Origin of the sequence: Chitinophaga sp. 180180018-3 (genome assembly GCF_037893185.1) — a bacterium.
Classification (GTDB): Bacteria; Bacteroidota; Bacteroidia; order Chitinophagales; family Chitinophagaceae; genus Chitinophaga.
Genome location: NZ_CP140772.1, coordinates 1,908,540 through 1,931,024, shown reverse-complemented (window position 1 = coordinate 1,931,024; position 22,485 = coordinate 1,908,540). Strand labels below are relative to the sequence as shown.

The following is a 22,485-nucleotide window of genomic DNA, read 5'->3' as shown; positions in this document are numbered from 1 at the left end:
TTGATTACGGTTTTTTAATCATCAATATCCTCAATGGAGGAAAGGTGCTGAAGTAATTGGGTGTGTAAGCGGTTGTTTGCAGACCCAATGCGTCAAAATTATGTTTATATTCTTTACCATGTCTGAAATCAGAGATTACGCCTATGCCACCAGGTTTCAGCACCCGGCATATCTCTTTACAGGCGGCAATTCGGCCTTCCTTGTTGTAGATATTATGCAGACAAAGATTGGAGAGAATCACATCGAAAGAATTGTCGGCAAAGTCCATCTTCATAACATTCTCATTCTTAATTTCAATCCTGTTAGCAACACCTTCGACAGTTGCGTTCATTAATGCGTTCTGCTGATTATTGCCGGTAAGGTCTTCCGCATTCCAGATGTCGATGCCGGTAGATTTCCCTGTAGTCAACCTTTTTGCAGCGCCGATCATCAGCAAACCTTTGCCGGTGCCTACGTCCAGTACCTGTTCATCGCCTTTCCAACCAATCTTGTTCAGCATACGATCCCGGTGCACAAATTTACCATATAATGAATATACGAGCATCAACACCGCTTCCAGTATAAAGATGATACCAGGAAAGATCATCCAGCTGAAATAGATATAGGGAAAGAAAAATGGTATCGCGAAGAGAATCACGCCGATAACCAGGAGATTTCTGATCACGTTAGGAGCGTCGACACCGTAATTCACTTTTTGTTGAGGGGCCATGATGTAACAGGGTTTTAGGATGAGATATGAAGTTACGGATCTTTCGTCAAAACTGATACTCCTATGGCGGCATTAGATAGAGGCAGCTACCAACTCAGGATCGCTTCCGCATACCCTGCTTAACTTTTTCCCGATGTTGTTCTCCCCAACTACTCAATTCATCAACAACTTTCTTCAGGGTTCGGCAATAGTCAGTTGCTTCATAGATAATATTCGGAGGAGCGGTGGCATATACATTTCTCTTAATAAAATCATTCAGCTCCAAATCTTTGAGTTCTTTAGCTAGTACCTTGGAAGATATACCGGTAATCTCATGCTGAATTTCATTGAAACGCTTTGATGACTGCATAATGGAAAGGATCAAAGCCAGCTTCCATTTTCCATTCAGAACAGACAAAGCGTCGAGAACGTTTTTAAGAGAAGCGTCTAATTCCTCCTTACCCTGACACATCTCATTTCTGCTATCTTTCATAAACACAAAGATAATTACATTACCTCAAAGTAACCGCTTCCCTTTGGGTAAGTAGCAGCATTTCACCGCTTTGCAACCATACATTTGCTGCTGATAATCCGGACTAAAGAAACCTTCAACATTAACACGAAAAGGATTCTGATGATCCCGGAATTTAAAATTGATCATATTATCAGACAAGCATTTTTTATGAAACACATTCTTCATTTAAAGTCAAGCCTGCAAGGTGCATCATCATATAGCATTAAACTGGGCCATGCCATCATCGAAAAAATTCAAGACAGGTATCCAAACAGTACCCTTGAAGAATTAAATCTGGTGGATATCGATATCCCACATCTTAGCCCTGCTGTTCTTCGCGCTATGGTTACTCCCGGAGATCAGCTGACTGCAGAAGAAAGGGAATCCATTCATCTTTCCGACAAACTGGTTAAGCAACTATTCGCTGCAGACATCATTGTTATTGGTGCGCCGCTCATTAACTTCACCATCCATTCGGCATTAAAGGCCTGGATAGATCATATCACCAGGCCCGGTATTACTTTTGGATACACTGAAAGTGGCCCCGTTGGAAAGGTAGCCGGGAAAAAAATTTATGTAGCTATGTCTTCCGGCGGAGTTTATTCAGAAGGCCCGGGTAACGCCAACGATTTCGTTGCTCCTTATCTGAAGGCTTTCCTCGGTTTTTTAGGCATGACAGATCTGACAGTATTCCGCGCAGAAGGGCTAAAAGTGCCGGGAGTGAAGGAACATGCCTGGGATAAGGCAATTGACAGTATAAAGATTGATTAACATCCTTTTTCTGATCGACCGGAGTTATCCTGCTATTAAAGATTGGCATAATAACAGGAGACATATCGGCACATGACAAACAATTCTCTCAGTCAGACCAGGCAGGCAGCAGGCAGTATGACCATCGCCAGGCCCGGTCTGGTTGAGACATCAAAAAAAGCTGGCAGGCCGACTTTTAAATCGATGCTGTTATTTTATTCGCTGTTATTTTAAACTGATTCAGAGAGGTAGTTTTTGTTATTTTGTTCACTTTTATATTGAACACATTTTTGCCCTTCCTGACCATAATAAAATAAAAGTTTATTCCATCTGTGTGGAAATACGCCTCATCGCCCAAATTACTTATCTCTTCTATGCCATGTGGTTTATTTGCCTGCATAATACCTGTGTAGTTCTTTTTAGCGTCTGAAATTTGCTGGTATTGTTCAAACAGAAAATAGATTGCTCCTACTTTTTCAGTGTTACCGTCTTTGACATCCGCTTTGTAACCACATAAGTAAGAAGATGAAAGCGCTTCAATTTTAGAAGAGCTATCAGTCAGATGAGTAGATTGGCCCATTATTTTATCCGCATCCGCTTTAGTAAACAATTTCCTGGGATCTATAGCATTCAGATTACTTAAACGCTCAGTTGTCCCGGCAGCATTTGCTGCAACGCTTTCCGAAATGCGTTCAGCATTCTTGCTGTGTAAATTTTGTTGGCCTATCAGATATACAGATATAGCAATTCCAACTACTGTTGCGATTTTAACGAATGTCATATGCTACAATTTTGTTTGAAAATTAATTTTCTTTCTGCTAAATCCCTGCATCTTGCCTGACAATACATCACCTCATTGACAAATGTTGCAGCCAGGTTTGCATGTAGTAACCAGGTGAAATTATCCGTGGAATTTCCTGCCAATACAACAAGCTGAACAGTTGCATTTTTCAAGTTGACCTGCCACTACAAATATCGAAATTATTTTCTTTCTTGAAATGTTTAGCCAGCAGCCGGCTCATAATTGTCTCTACTGACATAGGGTTGTCACTAACGATATTTTTCTTTGCCATACTAAAAACATTCATCATGAATTTTTCTTCGACCAGGATTATCACTGCTGAGATTAAGCGCCTCGTTCAGTTTTATGAGCATATTACCGGAATGCCCATGACATGGTATACTGATGAATTTGCTGAACTGCGCACCGCATTTGCATCTCTTGCTATTGGAAGTACAAGAACACTGGAATTATTTGGTGGAAACGAAGTGGCAGAAGCGGCCTCTAACCGTTCAATTATCATTGAGTTCAAGGTTGATGATGTTGACAAAAGTTATGAGGTGCTGGCTGCCTTCCTGGATAAAGCTGTTATACAACAACCAACTACTATGCCCTGGGGCAACCGGTCGCTGCTATTCAGGGATCCGGATGGTAACCTTGTCAACTTTTTTACACCAACAACTTCAGCAGCGAAGGAAAGATTTGAAAGACTCGATTGAGGCACTGTGCCTGGCTTTCAAAGGTTGGCATAAACAGATGGAACTCCTGGCTGTTGCCGGGAGTTCCATTGGAGAAATTTAAGTTTCATTGACACTCCGGAAGATTCAGCAGGTTATTAGGACTGTATCCATCAGCTGTTGTTTTGAGATATTTTCGGTTGCCATGCAAGGCAATGATAACCTCTACACTTTGGCCTTTGACACTAACGAAAAATTGATGTTTACCATGTTCAATTAATTGGATTGCTTCCTCTTCAGTTAATTTCCAGCGCGTTCCGTTGTTGTTTAGTCCACCTATGTGGGAAATCCTCTCATGATCGCCGTAGTGGCTACCACGCTTGTTAATGCAGGCAATTTGATATCTGGCCATAATTTTTTGATTTATATAGACCTGCAAAATGAAGTTTTTGGGAATAACCAATTTACGGAAAACCGTAGTTGCCATCGTAAGTTGAGATGATTGGAAGTCAATATATCGACGGGCCATAGGATAGCGCTATGTTTTGATTTTATTTCATCTTCCGGTAATGCAACCTTCGCTCAAAGCTTTAAATTTTTAAAATAAAACAATAAATATTTTTTGTTTTATTTTAAATAATTGTATTTTAGCAAAAAAAAACATGAATACAACAAGATCTTCCCGTCTTCTGATCGGCTTGATATATGGCGCCATTTTCTTCTCAACAGAAGCGCTGATATACTATATCAGATGGTTCATTCCTTTCCTGTCAGGTCAGCATTCCTATATTGTTCCTCCGGAAAAGATGCCGTTCATTTGGTTCGTAGGGAAGATTATCAGCAACGTAATATTTTTATCGGTGGGGATATTACTTTTAAAAATTTTCAGGAAATATCGCAAATCTGGTTTTTTTGGAAAGGATAGTCTTCGCATATTTGATTGGGTGATCATTTCTTGCTTCTGTCTGGCCTTGCTGGGAATAATACAAACTATTTGCGATAATTTTTATGAAATGCATTTAGAGCAGTGGACTTCCCTATGGAGCATATCCAATTTATTGTTTCGGTCTTTTACCCGGTTGCTGGTATTTAAAGAACCACAGACAATGTATCTTCTTTTAGCCACGATTCTTTGGGCTGTACGACAATTTATAGGCAAAGCTGTGATGCTTAAAAAAGAGAACGAACTATTCATATAGGTATGGCAATAATTATCAATCTGGACGTAATAATGGCGAAGCGAAAGATTTCATTAAATGAGCTTTCCCGTCAAGTCGGACTTACAAATGTCAATTTATCAATTTTAAAGAATGGGAAGGCCAAAGGGGTAAGGTTCGATACCCTGGAGTCGATTTGTAAAGTACTGGATTGCCAGCCCGGAGATATCCTTGAGTATAGGAAGGAAGAATAGCATCGTCTCTAAAAAAATATATGGTGCTGCCAAACGGGAACTGAGGCTATTATTTCCGTACTTCGTTGTCGAATGATTTTATATTTATATCAACTATAATGATAGATTTATCTCATACAGAGAAACATATTCGCCGTGTCACGAATTTCCAGGACCTTGCTTCTGCGCCATTTAACGGAGAAATTAATGCGATTTGCTGGACCCGTAAACTAATAGGTGATTTTTCTGAGATTGTTAAAAAAATAGCGCTAAGCGGAAATATAACAGAAATTGAACAAGAGGAACTTCGTGCACTTCAGTTGAGTGAACAAGGGCAACTTGCCTGTGAAATTCTTTTAAATGACCTGAAGATATTGAAAGCTCATGGCGCATCGCCCGTCCTTAATGTGATCACCCACTATGATCGGGATGATACTTACCCGTTTTTTCCAACCGATGTTTATTCCTTTCATGTAGATCGCTCTCCCGTACCAACCGACACCTTTTTATGTACCTACTATGGCGAGTCCAGTGAAATATTGCCAAATTCACAAGGTCAAAAGAAAGTGCTTATCCCAGCAATACGTGATCAGCTTAGAAAACTATATCATGGACCAGATGAAGGTTTTGAATCATTCTTAAGTGAACATTTCTTTGATCTGCACTATGAAGCTAAACCTGATGCACGTCCGATAAGCTTAGGTATTGGTAATCTATGGAGGTTGGCGGTCGACCATCCTGAAAGTAAGGTTCTTCCTTGTCTTCACCGTGCACCAAAGGAAAACCCCGGGCAGAACAGGTTGTTGATGATCTGCTGAACAGAAATCTATAATAGCAGAATGATAAACGCAAAACGATCAGTTTAAATAATATAAGTTACCTTTCCTTGGAATTTAAAGCGTTTCATGATTAACTTCTATTGCAATTTTACCATAGAAATTTTCATCGCCGGCTTTTGTCTCAAGTAAGTTATGTGCTTTGCCTATTTCTGCTAAAGAGAAGACTTTAACTAAAACAGGTTTTAGTTTTTGGCTCTTTACTAACTTGCTTAGCTCGTCTAGTTTATTTCTATTTTGTCTTGTAAAAACAAAATGATAAGTTGCATTTTTCCCCCAGGCCTCAATAAGGTTTTGAGGTTTCTCAATGTCAACAAGTGTAGCTACCTGCCCTGATTGACTAAGGATCTTTCCGCTATCAGAAAGAGTGCTACCGCCTATGGTATCAATAATTACATCAACTCCTTTATTATTAGTTAATTGATTAATAGCCTCGATGTAGTCTTGATTTTCGTAATCAATAACATAATCAGCTCCTAAATCAAGAAGAAATTGATGGTGAACTTTTCTTGCTGTAGTAAATACAGTTGCTCCCATAGCTTTAGCAATTTGAATAGTTGGTATCCCAACACCACCAGCGCCTCCGTGAATTAAAATGGTTTGATTGATTTTAAGTTGTGTTCTGGTAACAAGCATCTCCCACGCGGTACCTGCAGCTAAAGGAAGTGTTGCAGCTTCAAGATGGCTAATATTTTCAGGTTTTAAACCTATTATTGATTCGTTAGCACAGTGATATTGTGCATAACTTCCCTGTCCGTTAAAAATCTCCGGAGAATAATAAACTTCATCACCAACTTTGAAATTTTCAACACCAGGACCGATTTCTACAATCACACCAGAGACATCATGTCCAGTGATAACAGGAAGGGTTAATTCGTTTTTATAATCTCCACGACGAACCTGGTAGTCTAAAGGATTAACAGAAGAAGCAAGAACTTTTACTAAAACTTCTTTAAATTGAGGTTTGGGTGTTGGTACTTCTGCAATTTTAAAATTTTCAACAGAACCGAATTCTTCCAATATTGCTGCTTTCATTTCTTTTCTATAGTTAGATTATTTAGATAAGGTTCTCATAAACTCAAGGATTTCTGCTCCAATTTCAGTGACATGAGTTTCCAATGCAAAATGTCCTGTATCATAGAATTTTAGTTTAGCATCAGGCAAATCTTTCTTATAAGCCTCGGCACCTTGTGGTAAGAAATAAGGATCTTTATTACCCCAGACGAGCAATACTTTAGGCTGATATTTTCTAAAGTATTCATGAAATTTAGGATATAAGGCAACATTGGCGCTATAGTCTTTAACAAGGTCTAATTGTATTTCAATATTGTCTTGTCTGTCTAAAAACTTTTGATCAAGGGTATAAGCTTCAGGTGCTATTAAAGAAGTATCTGTTACTCCCTGATGATATTGAAACCATATTGCTTCTTTAGCAACAAAGCCTTTTAAAGCTATGCGATTTGCTTGTGACGGATCCTTCCAGTAGCGTTGTATCAGATTCCACTCGTTACTAAGCCCTTCCTCATAGGCATTTCCATTTTGAGAGACAATTCCTGTTATCTTTTCAGGATTGTTCATAGCAAGTCTAAAGCCAACAGGAGCGCCATAATCAAATACATAAATAGCAAAACGTTTCATTTTCAGTTGATCAATAAATCCCTGCATCGTTTTAGCCAGATTGTCAAATGTATAGCTGAACCGCTGATGATCCGGGGCATCTGAAAATCCAAATCCTGGTAAATCAGGAGCTATAATGTGATAGTCTTTGCTTAGAATAGGAATTAAGTTTCTAAACATATGAGAAGATGTTGGATATCCATGTAATAGCAGTAGAAAAGGTTTACTTGCATTTCCTGCTTCTCTATAGAATATATTTAATCCGTCTACTTTAATGTTGTGATAGTGAATTGAGTGATTCTCCATGTTTTGATTTTTTTAAATTAAATTCTGATATGATTGTGCCATTGCAATGTTATTAATGCATTGTGTAAGTGATAGACCAACTATGATTTGTTTAATTACTTTTTTCATATTGTTATTTCGATCGTCAAAAATAAATAGGATCTTTGATTACCAAAAACGATTAATGGCGATTTAATAAATCATAAAAAGTGATTTTTAAATATGAATACAAATGATTTAAAAATATTTGAAGCAGTTGCAGAGAGTGGTAGCTTTACCAAAGCTGCTGATATGATGTTTACTGTGCAATCCAACGTTACAGCAAGGATAAAAAGCCTTGAAGAAGAGTTTGATACAAAATTGTTTTCTCGTACTTCCCGTAAGGTAGAGCTAACAGAAGAAGGGAAAGTACTGATGCGATATGCTAAACAGATTCAACATTTAGTGGAAGGAGCTAAACATGAAATTAAAAGTAGTGATACAGTTAATGGACATTTGACTATAGGATGTATGGAGACTACAATGGCATTAAAAGCTCCCGGGATACTACTGGCTTTTGGAGAAAAATATCCTGCTGTGGAATTAGAGTTTAAATCTGATGACAGGGATTTGCTTATTTCAGATGTTTTAAATTACAAACTTGATGCAGCTTTTGTTTCAGCCCCATTAAATATAAATGGATTAGAAAAAATAAAGATAAAAGAAGAACAGCTGGTGATTTTAGCCTCTTCAAAAGAAGCCGGATTAAATAAGTTATTAGCAAAGGAGCCTTTGAAAAGTATAGTTTTTGGTAACGGTTGTATTTTTAGAGAGAGATTAGAGTCTTGGTTTAGCCACAAAGGAATTCATAACTATAAAAGTATTGAACTCAACTCTATTGAAGGAATTATAAATTTTGTTGAAGCGGGTTTAGGTATTAGTTTGTTACCAGAAGAGATAGTGTCAAAATACTATCAGGGACGAAAGATTTGCACTTATCCTCTAAATAAGCAACTGGGAACAATGACTACTTTGTTGGTTTATAGAAAAGATAAGATACCTTCCAGGGGGCTACAAAGTTTTATTGATATGTATCTGCAAGATACTGCTTAAGTGATAAAAAAGGCTTGCAAACATTGAAGTTTGCAGGCTTCTAAATTCGAAGGAAATTGTCTTCTGTCGTCCTGTCGGTAAGCTGCAAACCGGCAGCAAGTCCAAAGGGACTGACTGAATTCGAACCAGCGGCCTCTTCGTCCTGAACGCCTGGTTGCTGTTACCTTGGAAACAATCATCCTTTTGTCTTATTTTGAACTGTTGTCCACGTCACCAGAACTAATGCTATCAACTCCACAATTGTCCGCATAATGTGAAATAACCACCATTTGTCACGCAACATTGCCCAGTTTCCAGGTAATGAATCCTTTGTCCATTTAAGCATTTCTATTTGAATTGGAACATTTCCAAATCGGGTTATTACCATGCAGGAAATAAAAAAAGCGGCAGCTAAAAGTAATGCGACAAAGACAGATTTGTTTTTTCTTTGAAGAAAGGCGGAAATAATTGTAATCACTGTTGTAATGACAACCAATGTAATCATCAATGTATTGAGCGAACGAACCAGATTTTGTTGTTGCTCTACATAAGTAGAAGCAGAATAGTTCGTTGGATTGAACCCCAACCAAATTCCAAAACTTGTTCCCGCAAGCAATGCGGAAAATATGATGTTGAAAAACCGTATCAGTGGGAGGATCATGTAATGTCCTTTTATCCTCATGTGAAGATACTAAAAATTGACCTATAGAGAAGTGTTGATAGTAGTTTTTAAAAGGGATAAAAAAGAAAAAAGAGGACATGCCTCTTTTAACATTCTAGTCGTCCTGTCGGGACAATTTTCGAACCACTTTTTGGAGGATTTGAGGAAATTGGTTTCAGAAAAAAGCTATTAATACCAGCTAAATATGGGGGTTGAAAAACCCTGTATTTTTTATACAATGTTGCAAAAACATAATTTTTTTCGCTAATTATAGTTAACGTTTTTGTTACCATTTGTTTTGTGGTTCAGGATATCTGAAGAACGACTTTATGAAGCAAATCTGTTATCCATAGGGCATTTCTCCGGTTACTCGAACATTTTGTCGGCTATTAACTAACTAATCAGCTCGATTCTATTAACCACCCCATTTTAGAGAAAATAGTATCTATAAGGAAAAAAAGTGATTTTTGCAACAGTATTGCACGGATTTTTTTCTTAAATTTGCACTTGCATGAAATGGATAGCAACCATATTAGTAATTTACTTCACGGCACTTTTCGGTGCTCCGTGCAGCGATGCTAAGAATGTTTGTGCGGAACTAAAATCTCCATCCAAAGACCTTAGTCATAATCATAATCAAGACAAAGACGATAATTGTTCCCCGTTTTGCCAGTGCACTTGTTGCAGTGTTTCAGTAACCTCCTTTAAGTTTAACTTACCAGAATTTAATATCCCTTTACGAGAATTTAAAGCCAAAAAGGTTCAATAAGGGATTGTTTTTTTGTTTCCAACTACTCCGGAAATATTTGGCAGCCGCCGAGATTTAACGCTTAATTTCTTTTAGATCGTGTCTTATCGTTTGATATGCATTTTGTGCATATCGTCCGTAACATCATTGCTTTTCGGCTTTGATCAGGTGTTGTACAATTTACGTATAACAATACACAGCACGCATCTTTCCCGCCTTTTTCCATTCTGAGAAAAGGACTACATATCTTTTTACTAAGCGTTAAATAACAAAATACACTGTGTTAGATCGTATTATTAAATTCAGTATAAAGAACAAAATCATTATTGGTTTAATGACTTTGTTACTTATAATATGGGGAGCGTGGAGTGCCACCAAATTGCCCATAGATGCCGTCCCTGATATTACCAACAATCAGGTTCAGATATTTACTACCTGTCCAACATTGGCAGGACAAGAAGTAGAACAACTGGTAACCTTTCCCATAGAGCAAAGTATTGCCAATGTTCCGAAAATCGAAGAAATCCGCAGTATTTCCCGTTTCGGACTTTCGGTGATAACCGTTGTTTTTGAAGAGGAAGTAGACATATACTTTGCCAGGCAGCTCATCAATGAAAGACTCAAAGAGGCTGTTGATAAAATTCCTCAGGGAATCGGAACGCCGGAAATGGCACCGGTCAGTACAGGTTTAGGCGAAGTGTACCAGTATATCATTCACCCTAAAAAGGGAAGCGAAAGCAAATACAACGCAAAAGACCTTCGCACGATGCAGGATTGGATCGTTGCCAGGCAATTATATGGTACTCCGGGTATTGCCGAAGTGAACAGCTTTGGAGGTCAATTGAAGCAATACGAAGTTGCTGTAAATCCCGATAGATTGAGAGCAATGGGTGTAAGTATCCCGGATATCTTTACAGCTCTTGAAAAGAATAACCAGAACACCGGGGGGGCGTATATCGACAAAAAGCCAAATGCCTATTTCATCAGAGGTATAGGTCTGGTAACGTCTTTAGATGACGTTAGAAGAATTGTGGTTAAAAATTCCGGAGCCGTACCCATATATATAAATGACGTTGCTGAAGTGAAATTCGGTAACGCAGTAAGGTATGGCGCTTTAACTTATAATGGAGAAGTAGACGCTGTAGGCGGTGTAGTGATGATGTTGAAAGGGGAAAACAGTAACGAGGTTGTTAAGCGGATAAAAGAAAAGTTACCTACTATTCAACAGTCGCTGCCTGATGATATTACTATCGAACCATACCTGGACAGAACTGATCTTGTGGGTCGGGCTATCAGTACAGTGGAAAAGAATTTGATTGAAGGAGCGCTGATAGTGATTTTTGTACTGGTATTGTTTCTTGGGAATTTCCGGGCCGGATTGATCGTAGCTTCTGCCATTCCCCTTGCAATGTTATTTGCACTTGGAATGATGAACGTATTTGGAGTGAGCGCCAACCTGATGAGTTTAGGAGCTATAGACTTCGGACTGATCGTAGATGGGGCTGTTATCGTCGTAGAAGCTACAATGCACCATCTTGGTCTGCGAAAATCGACGGCCAAGTTGACTCAAACTGAAATGGATGATGAAGTATTTACTTCGGCGTCTAAGATACGTACCAGTGCTGCTTTTGGAGAAATCATTATCCTCATTGTATATATCCCTATTCTTACTTTGGTTGGTGTTGAGGGCAAAATGTTCCGTCCAATGGCCCAGACAGTTGGCTTTGCCATTTTCGGAGCATTGATATTATCCCTGACTTATATCCCAGTGATGTGTGCTTTGTTTTTATCAAAGAAAACCAGTCACAAACGCACATTTAGTGACAAGATGATGGGGAAATTACAAAGTTGGTACCAACCATTGTTACAAAAAGCTATCCGGATTAAATATATTGTAGTAGGCGTCACCGTTGGCATTTTTGCAATTGCTATATTTTTCTTCAGCAGAATGGGTGGAGAGTTCATTCCTCAATTACAAGAGGGAGACTATGCGTTTCACTGTATTCTACCACAGGGAAGTTCCTTGAATCAGAGTATCGAAACTTCCATGCAGGCTTCTCGGATTATCAAACAATTTGATGAAGTCAAGATGGTTGTAGGTAAAACCGGCGCAGCCGAGGTACCTACAGATCCGATGCCTCCTGAGGCTACTGACCTAATGGCGGTCCTTAAACCTGAGGATGAATGGAAATCTGGACGAAGTTATACGGAACTCGCAGATGCTATAATGGAAAAGCTGGAAGTTATACCAGGTGTGTTCTTTGAAAAAAACCAGCCGATCCAGATGCGTTTTAATGAGCTGATGACGGGGATCAGACAGGATGTAGCAGTCAAGATCTTTGGTGAGAATATCGACACGCTGGCTTCTTATGCGAATAGAGTAAGTGAGGTTATTCAAGGTGTACCCGGTGCTACTTCTCCCCAGGTCGAGCGGGTTAGCGGGCTTCCGCAGATCAATGTTGAATATGATCGCACTCGAATTGCCAACTACGGGTTGACAATACAGGACGTAAATGACGTGGTGAGTACCGCTTTTGCTGGCAAAAGCTCGGGCCAAGTATATGAAAACGAAAGACGATTTGATTTGGTTGTCCGGTTGGATAGTGCACATAGAAGCAGTATAGATGATGTAAATAACCTGATGATACCTACAAGTACAGGCATACAAATACCGCTATCCCAGATTGCAAATGTTGAATACAAGTTGGGACCTGCGCAAATAAGCCGGGAAGCAGGAAAACGCCGTATTGTTATAGGGTTCAACGTTGCTGGCAGGGATGTGCAGAGTGTCGTGGAAGATATACAGCAACAGTTGTCAGCTAAAGTCAAGCTGCCTTCCGGATATTACTTCACTTATGGCGGACAGTTTGAGAATCTGCAAAAAGCGAGTGACCGCCTGATGATCGCAGTTCCTGTTTCGCTACTGCTAATTTTTATGTTATTGTATTTCACGTTTCACTCCTTTAAGCAGGCTACTTTAATATTTACCGCAATCCCCATGAGTGCCATAGGAGGTGTCTTTGCATTAATGCTTCGGGGGATGCCTTTCAGTATCAGTGCGGGTATCGGATTTATTGCCCTGTTTGGGGTTGCTGTATTAAATGGTATCGTGCTAATAGGAACGTTTAATCAGTTAAAAAAAGAAGGTTTGGATGATGTGTTCCAAAGGGTCAAAGAAGGTACGATGACGCGTTTGCGCCCGGTATTAATGACGGCAACGGTGGCCTCTTTGGGCTTTCTGCCTATGGCTATCAGTACCAGTGCCGGTGCGGAGGTGCAAAAGCCCCTGGCGACCGTTGTGATTGGCGGATTGATCACAGCGACATTTCTAACGCTGTTCGTATTGCCACTCCTATACATCATCTTCAACTCGAAACCAAATATCAAAGGCAAAGGCATGAAAACAATGGCAGTAGTGATCTTGCTGTTCTTGGGAGGCTTTTCATCTGTTAAGGCACAGCAACAACAGCGGATTTCAATAGATAACGCTATAGGTACAGCGTTAAAGGGCAATCAACAATTTGGTGTGAATACTGCTCAAATCAAAAGTGCTTCTCTAAATGTGAAGACGGCAACTGATATTCCCAAAACAGGTGTGTTTGCTGAAAACGAGGACTTACGTCCTTCCGATAACGTAGGTATTTTAAAAATAGGTTTGTCGCAAGGTATTGCCTGGCCTGGTCTATATGCAGCCCGGAAAAATTATTTCAGGGAACAACTCAAATATGCTGAACTCAATACCGATGTTTTAAATGCCGTTGTCAAAAGAGATGTGCGAACCGCTTATTATCAGCTTTGGTATTTACAGGATAAACAGGCTCTTTTTCAACGTTTGGACAGTATATATACAATGCTGTTCAAAACTACAGAAGTACGTGTAAGAACGGGAGACGTTGCAAAACTGGACCAGGTAGCGGCAGAGGCAAAGCTGCGGGAATTACAGGCTTTCCTTGAACAGAACAAGAAGGCAATGACGGTACAACAACAACAATTGATGATGCTTTTAAATCAAAATGAGTGGTTGCTCCCGGTGGCCGAACCACTTAAAAAAGTAGAAGTTGAATTGTTGGAAAATACCGCCAGCCACCCGGTATTGGCCTTACAGGAACAGAATGTAAATATTGCATCTTCCAATATTAAAGTTCAGCAGAATACCAATAAGCCGGAGTTTTCGGGTCGGTTCTTCAGTCAGCGGGTGTGGGGTGCGAAAGACCCTTTCTCCGGATTTTCGGTAATGGCATCCTTCCCATTGTTCGGAACCGGAGCCTACCGGAATAAAGTCAGGGTTGCAGTGGCTGAAAAAGAAGTACAGGAAAAGGCGCTGTCTTACCAAACTCAAGTATTCCAGACGCAAAGAGCTTCTGCAATCGCTGATATAGAAAAAAACTACACTTTGTTGAATTTCTATGAAACCTCTGGGTTAAAGCAAGCTGAGGAAATCATTAGTGCGGCAAGCCTGAGTTATAGAACCGGTGAAATAAGTTTTGCAGACCTGGGTCAATTTCTTAACCAGGCGATCAGTATCCGTCAAAATTATCTGGATGTTATGAATCAGTACAACCAATCTGCCATCCAATTCAATTACTTCAATAACAAATAAGATAAAATGAAAATCATAGGAAAAATATTAGTTGCAGTTATACTTGTATCTTCTTTATATAGCTGTGGTGGAAAGGAAAAGACCGGAGAAGGTAGTACTGCCGAAGCAAAAAAGGCAGAGGCCAAAGGCGAAGAAGGGCATGGAGAGGAAGAGTCCACAACCATTGCATCACTTACCCAGGAACAGATCAAGGCGGTTGGAATAACTCTTGGAAATATCGAAAATAAAAATCTCACTGCTTCTATTAAAGCGAATGGTGCGCTTAGGGTTCCCAATAATAAAAAGGCAAATGCTACTTCGCTTTATGGAGGTGTTGTTAAAAGTCTTCGTGTTCAGTTGGGTGATTTTGTCCATAAGGGCCAAGTTATTGCCACCATCGAAAATCCGCAGTTTGTTCAGTTGCAGGAAGAATATATTACCATCGATAGCAAGATTACCCTGGCGCAGCAGGAATTAAATCGTCAGAAAGAGCTTAATCAAGGCAACGCCGGGGCTTTGAAGAACCTTCAAAGTGCTACAGCCGATATCAATGCATTATTGGCTCGTAAGGCTTCATTGCAAAAGCAGATACAGTTAATGGGTATTAATCCGACAAGTATCAACCGGGATAATCTAAGAGCTGCATTGGTAGTTACAAGTCCTGTCAGTGGTACAATAAGTAATGAGTTTGCCAAGATCGGTAGTTATGTAGATGTGTCATCCCCCGTTGTTGAAATTGTAGACAACAGTTTGCTCCATCTTGACCTTCAGGTATTTGAAAAGGATCTCCCCTACATGAAAGTGGGACAAACGGTGAATTTCACCATCACCAATAACCCCCAGGTAACATATAATGCAAAAGTATTCAATATAGGTTCATCATTTGAAAACGAAAGCAAAACGGTAGCTGTGCACTGTACAGTGGTAGGTAATAAAACCGGACTGATTGATGGCATGAACATCACAGGAATGGTGAGTGTAGAAAATGTTATGGCACCTACGGTGCCAAATGAGGCCATTGTTGAGGCGGAAGGTAAATTCTACATTTTCGTTCACACAGACAAAGAACCTGAAGCCGGTCATGAAGAAGGAGGTGATGAACACAAAGAAGGCGAAAAACACGATCATGTTGCCGAGAACCAACAAAGCGAACCTAAAATGAACTTTGAAAAGATCGAAGTAGCGAAAGGCGTTTCCGAATTGGGATATACGGTAATCACTCCTGTAACTAATATTCCAAAAGACGCAAAAATAGTTACAAAGGGAGCCTTCTTCATTAATGCCAAACTGAGCAATGCTGGAGGGCATGACGATCATTAATCCTAAAATGATGAGGTTATGAATCAATTGATAGAGTCTGTAGAAAATTACGTTTTGCTTTTTCTAAAGCAAAAACTCTCATCTGACCTTGTGTTTCATAACCTGGCTCATACCAGTGAAGTAGTTAACGCAGCTTGGGAGATCGGGCAAAACAGCGATTTGGATAAATCAGAGATGGAGATACTTATCGTTGCTGCCTGGTTTCACGACTGCGGATACGCTTATGCTTATACCGGTCATGAAGAAGAAAGTAAAAAGATAGCAAAGAGTTATCTGGAAAAATGTGGTGCCAATACTGATTTTATTTTATCAGTATTGGCTTGTATAGAAGCAACGAAATTTCCACAGCGTCCAAGGACTATGGTTGAAAAAGTATTGTGCGACGCTGACCTTTTCCATTTTACTAAAACCTCATATCCTCATTATGCAAAAGCCATCAGGAAAGAGTTTGAAGTGTTTCTTGACAAGATATATTCGGAAGAAGAATGGCAGAAAGTAAACACGTCGCTACTTATGGCTCACAACTATTGCACCGAGTATGGAAAGTCTGTCCTGAGCAGATTTAAGGACGTTAATGTTGAATTGGTGAACAAGAAAAAAAATTAAAATGAAAGACGAAAATACTAACAACTTATCGGATGATGTATTTAAGAAAAAAGTTGATACCGCCTTTGATTTCGCATTTGATAAAAAAGTTGCATTGGTTTTTGATGACATGGTTAGTCGGTCGGTACCCTTCTATGGGGAGATGCAGCGAATGGTAAGTGAATTGGCAAAAAACCATGTACAGCCAAAGACAAAAGTGTATGATATAGGCTGCTCCACAGGAACCACCTTAATACAAATATCTAAACTGGTTCCTGAAAATGTAAACCTTGTAGGAATAGATGATTCCGAAGAGATGATTGTCAAATGCAGGGAAAAATTGAATAGTCTATCGCTTAACAGAGAAATAGAACTCAATATGGTTGATATTACAAAGGATGTACCTGTACAGGATGCTTCAGTTGTAACGATGGTACTGGTTCTTCAATTTGTTCGACCTATTAATAGACTGGAAATTGTCAAAAAGATATATGATGGACTTACCGAAAACGGAGTATTTATCATTGTCGAAAAGATCCTCACGGAAGAAGCTTCATTTAACAGGGAGTACATCAACTACTACTATGACTTCAAAAGAAGAAACGAATACAGTGAGCTTGAGATTTCACAGAAGCGGGAAGCGCTTGAAAACGTGTTGATACCTTACAAGACAAGCGAAAATATCAATATGCTGAAAAACGCGGGCTTTAAACAAGTCGAGGTGTTTTTTCGCTGGTATAATTTCACAGGAATAATAGCAAAAAAATGATAATACAATTAGGAAATTTCTTCTTTAGGTACAGAAATGTAATTTTCATATTTCTGTACTTACTACTATTTGCCCCATCGATGGAGTTGTTTGGAGCGGAAAGATGGGGTGACAAATATTATTTTTATCCCATTGTTTTTGGCTTAATAATAACCATTTCCGGCCAGCTCATTAGGGGCGGCACCATAGGGTTAGCGTATATAATAAGAGGCGGGCAAAATAGAAAAGTGTACGCAGACGAATTGGTCACTACCGGAATTTTCAGCCATGTAAGAAACCCCCTTTATATAGGAAACATACTCATGTTATGGGGAGCCGGAATAATGGCTAATTCATTGTTGTTTACACTTGTAATAATGCCGTTGTTTGTTGGTATATATCAGTGTATTGTCCTTGCTGAAGAAGACTATCTCAGGAAAAAGTTTGGTCAGGGTTTTATAGACTACACCAAGAAAGTGAATCGATGGGTTCCCAGTCTTAAAGGTATCGGGGATACGTTTTCCTCAATGAAATTTAACTGGAGAAGATGGCTGATCAAAGAGTATGGGACACAGTTTGTCTGGCTTTTGGGCATAGCATTTATATTACTGTATAAGTATCCCGACCTAATCGGCAGAGATCAGGCGACCAGAATAAAGTATGCTGTAGTATGTTTTTTAGTCATTGGCACCTATTACCTCACGATAAGATTTATAAAAAAATCCGGGCGTTGGAAATGATGCCTGCGGTAAAAATGACAATATAAAATCACAATATTTTTATGTTATTAAATCGTAAAATATCAATATGGTACTTTGTCAATGAAATCAAAACACAGATGGTTTTGATCTGTGTTTTTGCGATATCTATCGGATTGTTGGATATGCATCCGACATTTAAAAAAACTTCATTGCCTCTAAGTGTTCCTGCTCTGGTAGGAACTGCGGTTTCCCTTTTGCTTGCTTTTAGAACGGCACAATCCTATGAACGATGGTGGGAAGCCAGAACAGTTTGGGGTGCTATCGTAAATGATTCACGAAGCTTAGTGAGACAGTTCATACAGTTTATTCCTGATGACCTCAAGTACGAAATCAAAGAATTTGCTGGCAGGCAAATCGTCTGGACCTATGCTTTGGGAGAGTCATTGCGCAGGCAGGAATTTTCCCCTTCTGTTCAGGCGTACTTAAATATTCACCAGATAAATGCTGCAAACATACCAAACGTTTTACTCAATAAACATTCCGAGACTATCAAGCAGTTAGCTGCCGCGGGAGCAATTACGGATATTCAACAGGTACAGTTAAATGAAACACTTGCAAGGTTATGCGATAGTATGGGTAAGTGTGAACGAATTAAGAATACCGTTTTCCCAAGATCATATAGCCTTTTGGTACATACATTAATCTATGTTTTCGCAGCTATTTTACCGTTCGGGTTGGAGGATTCGCAGCTTGCTGTCGAAATCGTAATGACCATCCTTATCCCAACACTTTTTATTGCCATCGAAAAAACGGCCATCATCATGCAGGACCCTTTCGAGAATACTCCTGTTGATACACCGATGACTTCTTTGGCACAAACAATAGAGATCAACATATTAGAAATGATCGGGGAAAAAGATATTCCAGTGAAGCCTCAAAACGACTCTTATTATGAAATGTAAGGTTATCATTATTAATCATTAACCATAAGCGAAATGGATATTCAATTTGAACTTTTACTTTCGGCTAAATTGTTACTGGCAGTTCTGCTGGGAGGTATTGTTGGCGTGGAGCGCGAAAGAGAACAACAAAACACAGGCATCCGTACTTTCGCCTGCATTTGTGTTGCCTCATGTCTGTTCGTATCTGTCGCCGCGCACTTGTCTGAAGATAAATCGGCAATTTCAAGAGTCTTGTCAGCGGTTGCCACGGGCTTAGGATTTATTGGGGCAGGTATTATTTTCCGGGATGAAAGAAATATGCCGAAAGGACTCACTACAGCCGCCGGATTGTGGGCGACTTCCGCGATCGGAGTAGCCATCGCCCTTAATATGTTTGTAATAGCTGTCTCATCAACGCTCATCATTCTCTTGATTTTTAGTATCAACAAATCTGCTCCTTATAGAAAATTTGTTGACAAATTATTTAACGATAAAGAAAAGCAACAATGAATCAAAACAATATCCAATTTGATATCCATCTAAATACGATATCCGTCCTCCTGGAGAGGGCAAAAACTACCGAAGACCCTGCTGTGTATCTCTTTGAGAACGATTTCAGGACACCGTTGTTTCAACTGGAGGCACTGGCCAGGATATATAGCTCCACCGGGCCTAACAGGAAGAAATTTGATAAGATGCAGGAAAAATTCAAGCTACTGGAAGATACGTTAGGTAGTATAGATTACTTTGATGCTTACGGCAAACTGTTTTTTAGCAATGAGAAAATACCGGGGGATGTTAAGTCTTATTTTTCCCGTAAAGAGGAAAAAACCGTAAGCAAGCTTAACAAAATACTCAAGAGCGAGGGCTGGTTAAACGGAAAGCAATTAGAAAGGATTAACAATGATCTTAAAAAAACAGGCTGGAAAAATAAAGATGAACAGCACAAACGTCTCCGGAAATTCTATAGGTCGGAAATTGAAGAGATAGTGGATTTCGCAAAAGAAGGCAAAGTTGCTTTTACCGATGTAGAATCGGGTATCCACGAGTTGCGCAGAAAATTGCGCTGGTTGAGTATATACGCACAAGTTTTACAGGGTTGCATAAAGCTCGTAGAGATTGAACAGGAAAAACTGGCCTTAGGGAACTACCTTACAGGTTCCGTATTAAACTCGCCTTACAATAGGTTACCCCCGGTGGAGGATAAAAAACTGCACCCGCTATTGCTTTCCCAATATAGTTTTTTCGCTCTTAGCTGGATGATTGAGCAATTGGGACTACTCAAAGACCGGGGCTTCGGACTACTGGCGTTGGCAGAGGCTATCATGGAAACCAAAGGCATCAAAAATGAAAAGGACGCAATACTTCAGGCGAAGAAGTATTTGGGCAACAAAGCTCCTTCAATTGATGATGTGTTGAAAGAAGGTAATCAGATTACAAAGCAATTTTTTACAGACAGAATATTAAAAAATCTTTTAAAATAGAAATCATGGAGCACAAACATCAATATGACGCGCAGGGCAGGCAGATCTGTTGCACCCAAACGGAAAAAGTATATACCAAGGCAGGCGCAAAAGACCTTGTAAAAGAGGAACATCATAAAAATGACGGACACGATCATGGCCATAGCGATGATGCTGGTCATGACCACGGTAATGTAAGTGAAAGTCCATTTAAAATGTTCCTTCCTTCCATCATTTCCCTGTTACTTTTGCTCGCTGCCATAGCATTCGATAACTGGATACCTCAGGAATGGTTTAAGGGGACTGTCAGGTTTATTTGGTATCTGATAGCCTACGCAATTGTGGGATTTCCTGTAATTAAAGACGCCATCAAAAGTATTTCAAAAGGTGAGGTATTTTCGGAGTTTTTGCTGATGAGCATTGCAACTATCGGTGCGTTTTTTATCAAAGAATACCCCGAAGGAGTAGCAGTAATGCTGTTCTATGCAGTTGGCGAAGTGTTCCAAACCCTTGCCGTATCCAGGGCACAAAGAAACATCAAGGCATTGCTCGACCAGCGGCCCGACGAGGTAACTATCCTTGTAGATGACCGTGCCAAGACCATCAAAGCGGAAGAAGCCCAGATCGGGGATATTATTCAGCTAAAACCCGGAGAAAAACTTGGGCTTGACGGTGAACTCCTTACCGACAATGCATCCTTTAATACAGCAGCGCTCACGGGTGAAAGTAAGCCGGATACCAAGAACAAGGGAGAAACGGTGCTTGCCGGAATGATCAATCTCAATACAGTAGCCCGTGTTAAGGTAACTACCGCTTATACAGATAGTAAACTTAGTAAAATACTGGAGCTGGTACAGAACGCCACCTCCCAAAAAGCCCCGACGGAGCTTTTTATCAGGAAGTTTGCGAAAGTGTACACCCCTATCGTGGTCGTTCTGGCAATAGGAATATGTCTTGTTCCTTACTTCTTTGTAGACAATTATGTATTCAATGACTGGCTGTACAGGGCTTTGATATTCCTTGTGATTTCCTGTCCTTGTGCATTGGTCATTTCCATTCCACTGGGATATTTTGGTGGTATTGGAGCTGCCAGCCGCAATGGTATTCTCTTTAAAGGAAGCAACTTCCTGGATACAATGGCTGCGATACAAAATGTCGTAATGGATAAGACCGGTACAATGACTGAAGGAGTTTTTAAGGTACAGGAAGTAGTGTTCAAGCCCGAATTTAATAAGGATGAAACATTGAAACTTGTTAATGCGATAGAGAGCCTGAGTACGCACCCTGTAGCAACCGCTATACACGAATACGTGGGAGATATTGACAGCTCTATTAAGCTCGAAAATACGGAAGAGATAGCAGGACATGGTTTGAAAGCGACAATAAATGGCAAGGAACTTTTGGTTGGAAATTTTAAATTGATGGATAAGTTCGGTATCAGTTACGATGTTGATCCATCAACCATAGTCTATACGACTATCGCAGTGGCCAGCGATGGAAAATTTGTAGGCTATATTACCATTGCCGATAGTATCAAGGAAGACTCGCAGCAGACCATTGACCTGCTTCACAAGCTCAATGTGAAGGTGACCATGTTAAGTGGTGATAAAACTTCGGTCGTGAAATTTGTAGCCGATAAACTGGGGATCGACAATGCGTTCGGTGATCTGTTGCCGGAAGATAAGGTCAACCGGGTAAAGGAAATCAAAGCTAAGAACGAAACGGTAGCCTTTGTGGGTGACGGGGTAAACGACGCCCCTGTAGTTGCACTAAGTGATGTCGGTATCGCAATGGGCGGACTTGGGAGCGATGCGACCATAGAAACAGCAGATGTTGTCATCCAGGATGACAGACCATCCAAAATCCCAATAGCCATCAATATCGGCAAGAAAACAAAAAAGATCGTTTGGCAGAATATTACCCTTGCCTTTGTGGTAAAAGGTATCGTTTTGATTTTAGGGGCTGGAGGTCTGGCTACTATGTGGGAGGCTGTTTTTGCTGATGTGGGCGTATCCCTGATTGCAATATTGAATGCCATAAGGATACAACGAATGAAGTTTTAGCCTACAATTATGGGTAAGAAGTTTTCGGTAATGAAAAACGTGTTAAGTAAGTCCTTAGAAGGGATAC

Annotated in this window: 22 protein-coding genes; 15 read left to right on the top strand and 7 right to left on the bottom strand. The window is 39.9% G+C overall.

All coding sequences use genetic code 11. The features are described 5' to 3' along the window. Positions 1–4: 4 nt before the first annotated feature. Both UNH61_RS07870 and UNH61_RS07865 read right to left on the bottom strand, forming a co-directional pair. Positions 5–709, bottom strand: coding sequence for a class I SAM-dependent methyltransferase (locus tag UNH61_RS07870; protein WP_326991526.1), 705 nt, complete (start codon positions 707–709; stop codon positions 5–7). A gap of 94 nt (positions 710–803) precedes the next feature. Then, the gene (locus UNH61_RS07865; RefSeq protein ID WP_326991525.1) at positions 804–1,181 is read right to left on the bottom strand and encodes a helix-turn-helix domain-containing protein; all 378 of its coding nucleotides are present in this window, start codon (positions 1,179–1,181) and stop codon (positions 804–806) included. Positions 1,182–1,370: 189 nt separating this feature from the next. Here UNH61_RS07865 and UNH61_RS07860 point away from each other — a divergent pair, with 189 nt between their 5' ends. After that, the gene (locus UNH61_RS07860; RefSeq protein ID WP_326991524.1) at positions 1,371–1,973 is read left to right on the top strand and encodes an NAD(P)H-dependent oxidoreductase; all 603 of its coding nucleotides are present in this window, start codon (positions 1,371–1,373) and stop codon (positions 1,971–1,973) included. Between the two features lie 175 nt (positions 1,974–2,148). Here the strand turns inward: UNH61_RS07860 and UNH61_RS07855 are convergent, their stop codons facing one another. Further along, positions 2,149–2,733 carry a hypothetical protein gene (locus tag UNH61_RS07855; protein ID WP_326991523.1) on the bottom strand — a complete coding sequence of 195 codons (585 nt, stop codon included), beginning with the start codon at positions 2,731–2,733 and terminating at the stop codon, positions 2,149–2,151. Between the two features lie 308 nt (positions 2,734–3,041). On the opposite strand from UNH61_RS07855, the gene UNH61_RS07850 reads away from it, so the two are divergent. Continuing rightward, on the top strand, positions 3,042–3,452 hold the full coding sequence (locus tag UNH61_RS07850) for a VOC family protein (protein ID WP_326991522.1): 411 nt from the start codon (positions 3,042–3,044) through the stop codon (positions 3,450–3,452). Between the two features lie 85 nt (positions 3,453–3,537). On the opposite strand, the gene UNH61_RS07845 is transcribed toward UNH61_RS07850, so the two are convergent. Next, entirely contained in the window at positions 3,538–3,897 is a 360-nt protein-coding gene (locus tag UNH61_RS07845) for a DUF3892 domain-containing protein (protein ID WP_326991521.1), read from the bottom strand. 175 nt (positions 3,898–4,072) lie between these two features. On the opposite strand from UNH61_RS07845, the gene UNH61_RS07840 reads away from it, so the two are divergent. The 3 genes from UNH61_RS07840 to UNH61_RS07830 all read left to right on the top strand — a co-directional run bounded on the left by UNH61_RS07840 (position 4,073) and on the right by UNH61_RS07830 (position 5,618). Then, positions 4,073–4,609 (top strand): hypothetical protein, encoded by a 537-nt coding sequence (locus UNH61_RS07840; protein WP_326991520.1) that lies wholly within the window; start codon positions 4,073–4,075, stop codon positions 4,607–4,609. Between the two features lie 2 nt (positions 4,610–4,611). Beyond that, the gene (locus tag UNH61_RS07835; protein ID WP_326991519.1) at positions 4,612–4,821 is read left to right on the top strand and encodes a helix-turn-helix transcriptional regulator; all 210 of its coding nucleotides are present in this window, start codon (positions 4,612–4,614) and stop codon (positions 4,819–4,821) included. A 98-nt stretch (positions 4,822–4,919) separates the two neighbouring features. After that, complete coding sequence (locus UNH61_RS07830; protein ID WP_326991518.1) at positions 4,920–5,618, top strand: hypothetical protein; 699 nt, start codon at positions 4,920–4,922, stop codon at positions 5,616–5,618. A 75-nt stretch (positions 5,619–5,693) separates the two neighbouring features. On the opposite strand, the gene UNH61_RS07825 is transcribed toward UNH61_RS07830, so the two are convergent. Next, positions 5,694–6,671 (bottom strand): zinc-dependent alcohol dehydrogenase family protein, encoded by a 978-nt coding sequence (locus UNH61_RS07825; RefSeq protein ID WP_326991517.1) that lies wholly within the window; start codon positions 6,669–6,671, stop codon positions 5,694–5,696. 18 nt (positions 6,672–6,689) lie between these two features. Next, the gene (locus UNH61_RS07820; protein WP_326991516.1) at positions 6,690–7,559 is read right to left on the bottom strand and encodes an alpha/beta hydrolase; all 870 of its coding nucleotides are present in this window, start codon (positions 7,557–7,559) and stop codon (positions 6,690–6,692) included. Between the two features lie 201 nt (positions 7,560–7,760). On the opposite strand from UNH61_RS07820, the gene UNH61_RS07815 reads away from it, so the two are divergent. Further along, complete coding sequence (locus tag UNH61_RS07815; RefSeq protein WP_326991515.1) at positions 7,761–8,630, top strand: LysR family transcriptional regulator; 870 nt, start codon at positions 7,761–7,763, stop codon at positions 8,628–8,630. A 175-nt stretch (positions 8,631–8,805) separates the two neighbouring features. On the opposite strand, the gene UNH61_RS07810 is transcribed toward UNH61_RS07815, so the two are convergent. Beyond that, complete coding sequence (locus UNH61_RS07810; protein ID WP_326991514.1) at positions 8,806–9,270, bottom strand: DUF1772 domain-containing protein; 465 nt, start codon at positions 9,268–9,270, stop codon at positions 8,806–8,808. Positions 9,271–10,298: 1,028 nt separating this feature from the next. Between UNH61_RS07810 and UNH61_RS07805 the strand changes: the two genes are divergently transcribed. The 9 genes from UNH61_RS07805 (at position 10,299) to UNH61_RS07765 (ending at position 22,418) form a co-directional block, all read left to right on the top strand. Further along, positions 10,299–14,618, top strand: coding sequence for a CusA/CzcA family heavy metal efflux RND transporter (locus UNH61_RS07805; protein ID WP_298939061.1), 4,320 nt, complete (start codon positions 10,299–10,301; stop codon positions 14,616–14,618). A gap of 6 nt (positions 14,619–14,624) precedes the next feature. Beyond that, entirely contained in the window at positions 14,625–15,917 is a 1,293-nt protein-coding gene (locus tag UNH61_RS07800; RefSeq protein WP_298939060.1) for an efflux RND transporter periplasmic adaptor subunit, read from the top strand. 18 nt (positions 15,918–15,935) lie between these two features. Continuing rightward, on the top strand, positions 15,936–16,523 hold the full coding sequence (locus UNH61_RS07795) for an HD domain-containing protein (RefSeq protein ID WP_298939059.1): 588 nt from the start codon (positions 15,936–15,938) through the stop codon (positions 16,521–16,523). A 1-nt stretch (position 16,524) separates the two neighbouring features. Next, complete coding sequence (gene cmoA / locus UNH61_RS07790) at positions 16,525–17,271, top strand: carboxy-S-adenosyl-L-methionine synthase CmoA (RefSeq protein WP_298939058.1); 747 nt, start codon at positions 16,525–16,527, stop codon at positions 17,269–17,271. Beyond that, positions 17,268–17,990 (top strand): isoprenylcysteine carboxylmethyltransferase family protein, encoded by a 723-nt coding sequence (locus UNH61_RS07785; RefSeq protein ID WP_298939057.1) that lies wholly within the window; start codon positions 17,268–17,270, stop codon positions 17,988–17,990. Before cmoA ends, UNH61_RS07785 begins: the two co-directional genes overlap by 4 nt. 41 nt (positions 17,991–18,031) lie before the next feature. Then, a complete protein-coding gene (locus tag UNH61_RS07780) occupies positions 18,032–18,913 on the top strand; it encodes a bestrophin family ion channel (protein WP_298939056.1) in 882 nt (293 codons plus the stop codon). A gap of 33 nt (positions 18,914–18,946) precedes the next feature. Further along, the gene (locus UNH61_RS07775) at positions 18,947–19,402 is read left to right on the top strand and encodes an MgtC/SapB family protein (protein WP_298939055.1); all 456 of its coding nucleotides are present in this window, start codon (positions 18,947–18,949) and stop codon (positions 19,400–19,402) included. 185 nt (positions 19,403–19,587) lie between these two features. After that, positions 19,588–20,376 carry a hypothetical protein gene (locus UNH61_RS07770; protein ID WP_326991513.1) on the top strand — a complete coding sequence of 263 codons (789 nt, stop codon included), beginning with the start codon at positions 19,588–19,590 and terminating at the stop codon, positions 20,374–20,376. A 5-nt stretch (positions 20,377–20,381) separates the two neighbouring features. Next, positions 20,382–22,418, top strand: coding sequence for a heavy metal translocating P-type ATPase (locus UNH61_RS07765; RefSeq protein ID WP_298939053.1), 2,037 nt, complete (start codon positions 20,382–20,384; stop codon positions 22,416–22,418). The last annotated feature ends 67 nt before the right edge of the window (positions 22,419–22,485 follow it).

Coding starts and splice junctions, on each gene's coding strand:
- UNH61_RS07870 (WP_326991526.1), bottom strand. CDS start 709: ATGGCCCCTCAACAAAAAGTGAATTACGGTGTCGACGCTCCTAACGTG.
- UNH61_RS07865 (WP_326991525.1), bottom strand. CDS start 1,181: ATGAAAGATAGCAGAAATGAGATGTGTCAGGGTAAGGAGGAATTAGAC.
- UNH61_RS07860 (WP_326991524.1), top strand. CDS start 1,371: ATGAAACACATTCTTCATTTAAAGTCAAGCCTGCAAGGTGCATCATCA.
- UNH61_RS07855 (WP_326991523.1), bottom strand. CDS start 2,733: ATGACATTCGTTAAAATCGCAACAGTAGTTGGAATTGCTATATCTGTA.
- UNH61_RS07850 (WP_326991522.1), top strand. CDS start 3,042: ATGAATTTTTCTTCGACCAGGATTATCACTGCTGAGATTAAGCGCCTC.
- UNH61_RS07845 (WP_326991521.1), bottom strand. CDS start 3,897: ATGGCAACTACGGTTTTCCGTAAATTGGTTATTCCCAAAAACTTCATT.
- UNH61_RS07840 (WP_326991520.1), top strand. CDS start 4,073: ATGAATACAACAAGATCTTCCCGTCTTCTGATCGGCTTGATATATGGC.
- UNH61_RS07835 (WP_326991519.1), top strand. CDS start 4,612: ATGGCAATAATTATCAATCTGGACGTAATAATGGCGAAGCGAAAGATT.
- UNH61_RS07830 (WP_326991518.1), top strand. CDS start 4,920: ATGATAGATTTATCTCATACAGAGAAACATATTCGCCGTGTCACGAAT.
- UNH61_RS07825 (WP_326991517.1), bottom strand. CDS start 6,671: ATGAAAGCAGCAATATTGGAAGAATTCGGTTCTGTTGAAAATTTTAAA.
- UNH61_RS07820 (WP_326991516.1), bottom strand. CDS start 7,559: ATGGAGAATCACTCAATTCACTATCACAACATTAAAGTAGACGGATTA.
- UNH61_RS07815 (WP_326991515.1), top strand. CDS start 7,761: ATGAATACAAATGATTTAAAAATATTTGAAGCAGTTGCAGAGAGTGGT.
- UNH61_RS07810 (WP_326991514.1), bottom strand. CDS start 9,270: ATGATCCTCCCACTGATACGGTTTTTCAACATCATATTTTCCGCATTG.
- UNH61_RS07800 (WP_298939060.1), top strand. CDS start 14,625: ATGAAAATCATAGGAAAAATATTAGTTGCAGTTATACTTGTATCTTCT.
- UNH61_RS07795 (WP_298939059.1), top strand. CDS start 15,936: ATGAATCAATTGATAGAGTCTGTAGAAAATTACGTTTTGCTTTTTCTA.
- cmoA (WP_298939058.1), top strand. CDS start 16,525: ATGAAAGACGAAAATACTAACAACTTATCGGATGATGTATTTAAGAAA.
- UNH61_RS07785 (WP_298939057.1), top strand. CDS start 17,268: ATGATAATACAATTAGGAAATTTCTTCTTTAGGTACAGAAATGTAATT.
- UNH61_RS07780 (WP_298939056.1), top strand. CDS start 18,032: ATGTTATTAAATCGTAAAATATCAATATGGTACTTTGTCAATGAAATC.
- UNH61_RS07775 (WP_298939055.1), top strand. CDS start 18,947: ATGGATATTCAATTTGAACTTTTACTTTCGGCTAAATTGTTACTGGCA.
- UNH61_RS07770 (WP_326991513.1), top strand. CDS start 19,588: ATGCAGGAAAAATTCAAGCTACTGGAAGATACGTTAGGTAGTATAGAT.
- UNH61_RS07765 (WP_298939053.1), top strand. CDS start 20,382: ATGGAGCACAAACATCAATATGACGCGCAGGGCAGGCAGATCTGTTGC.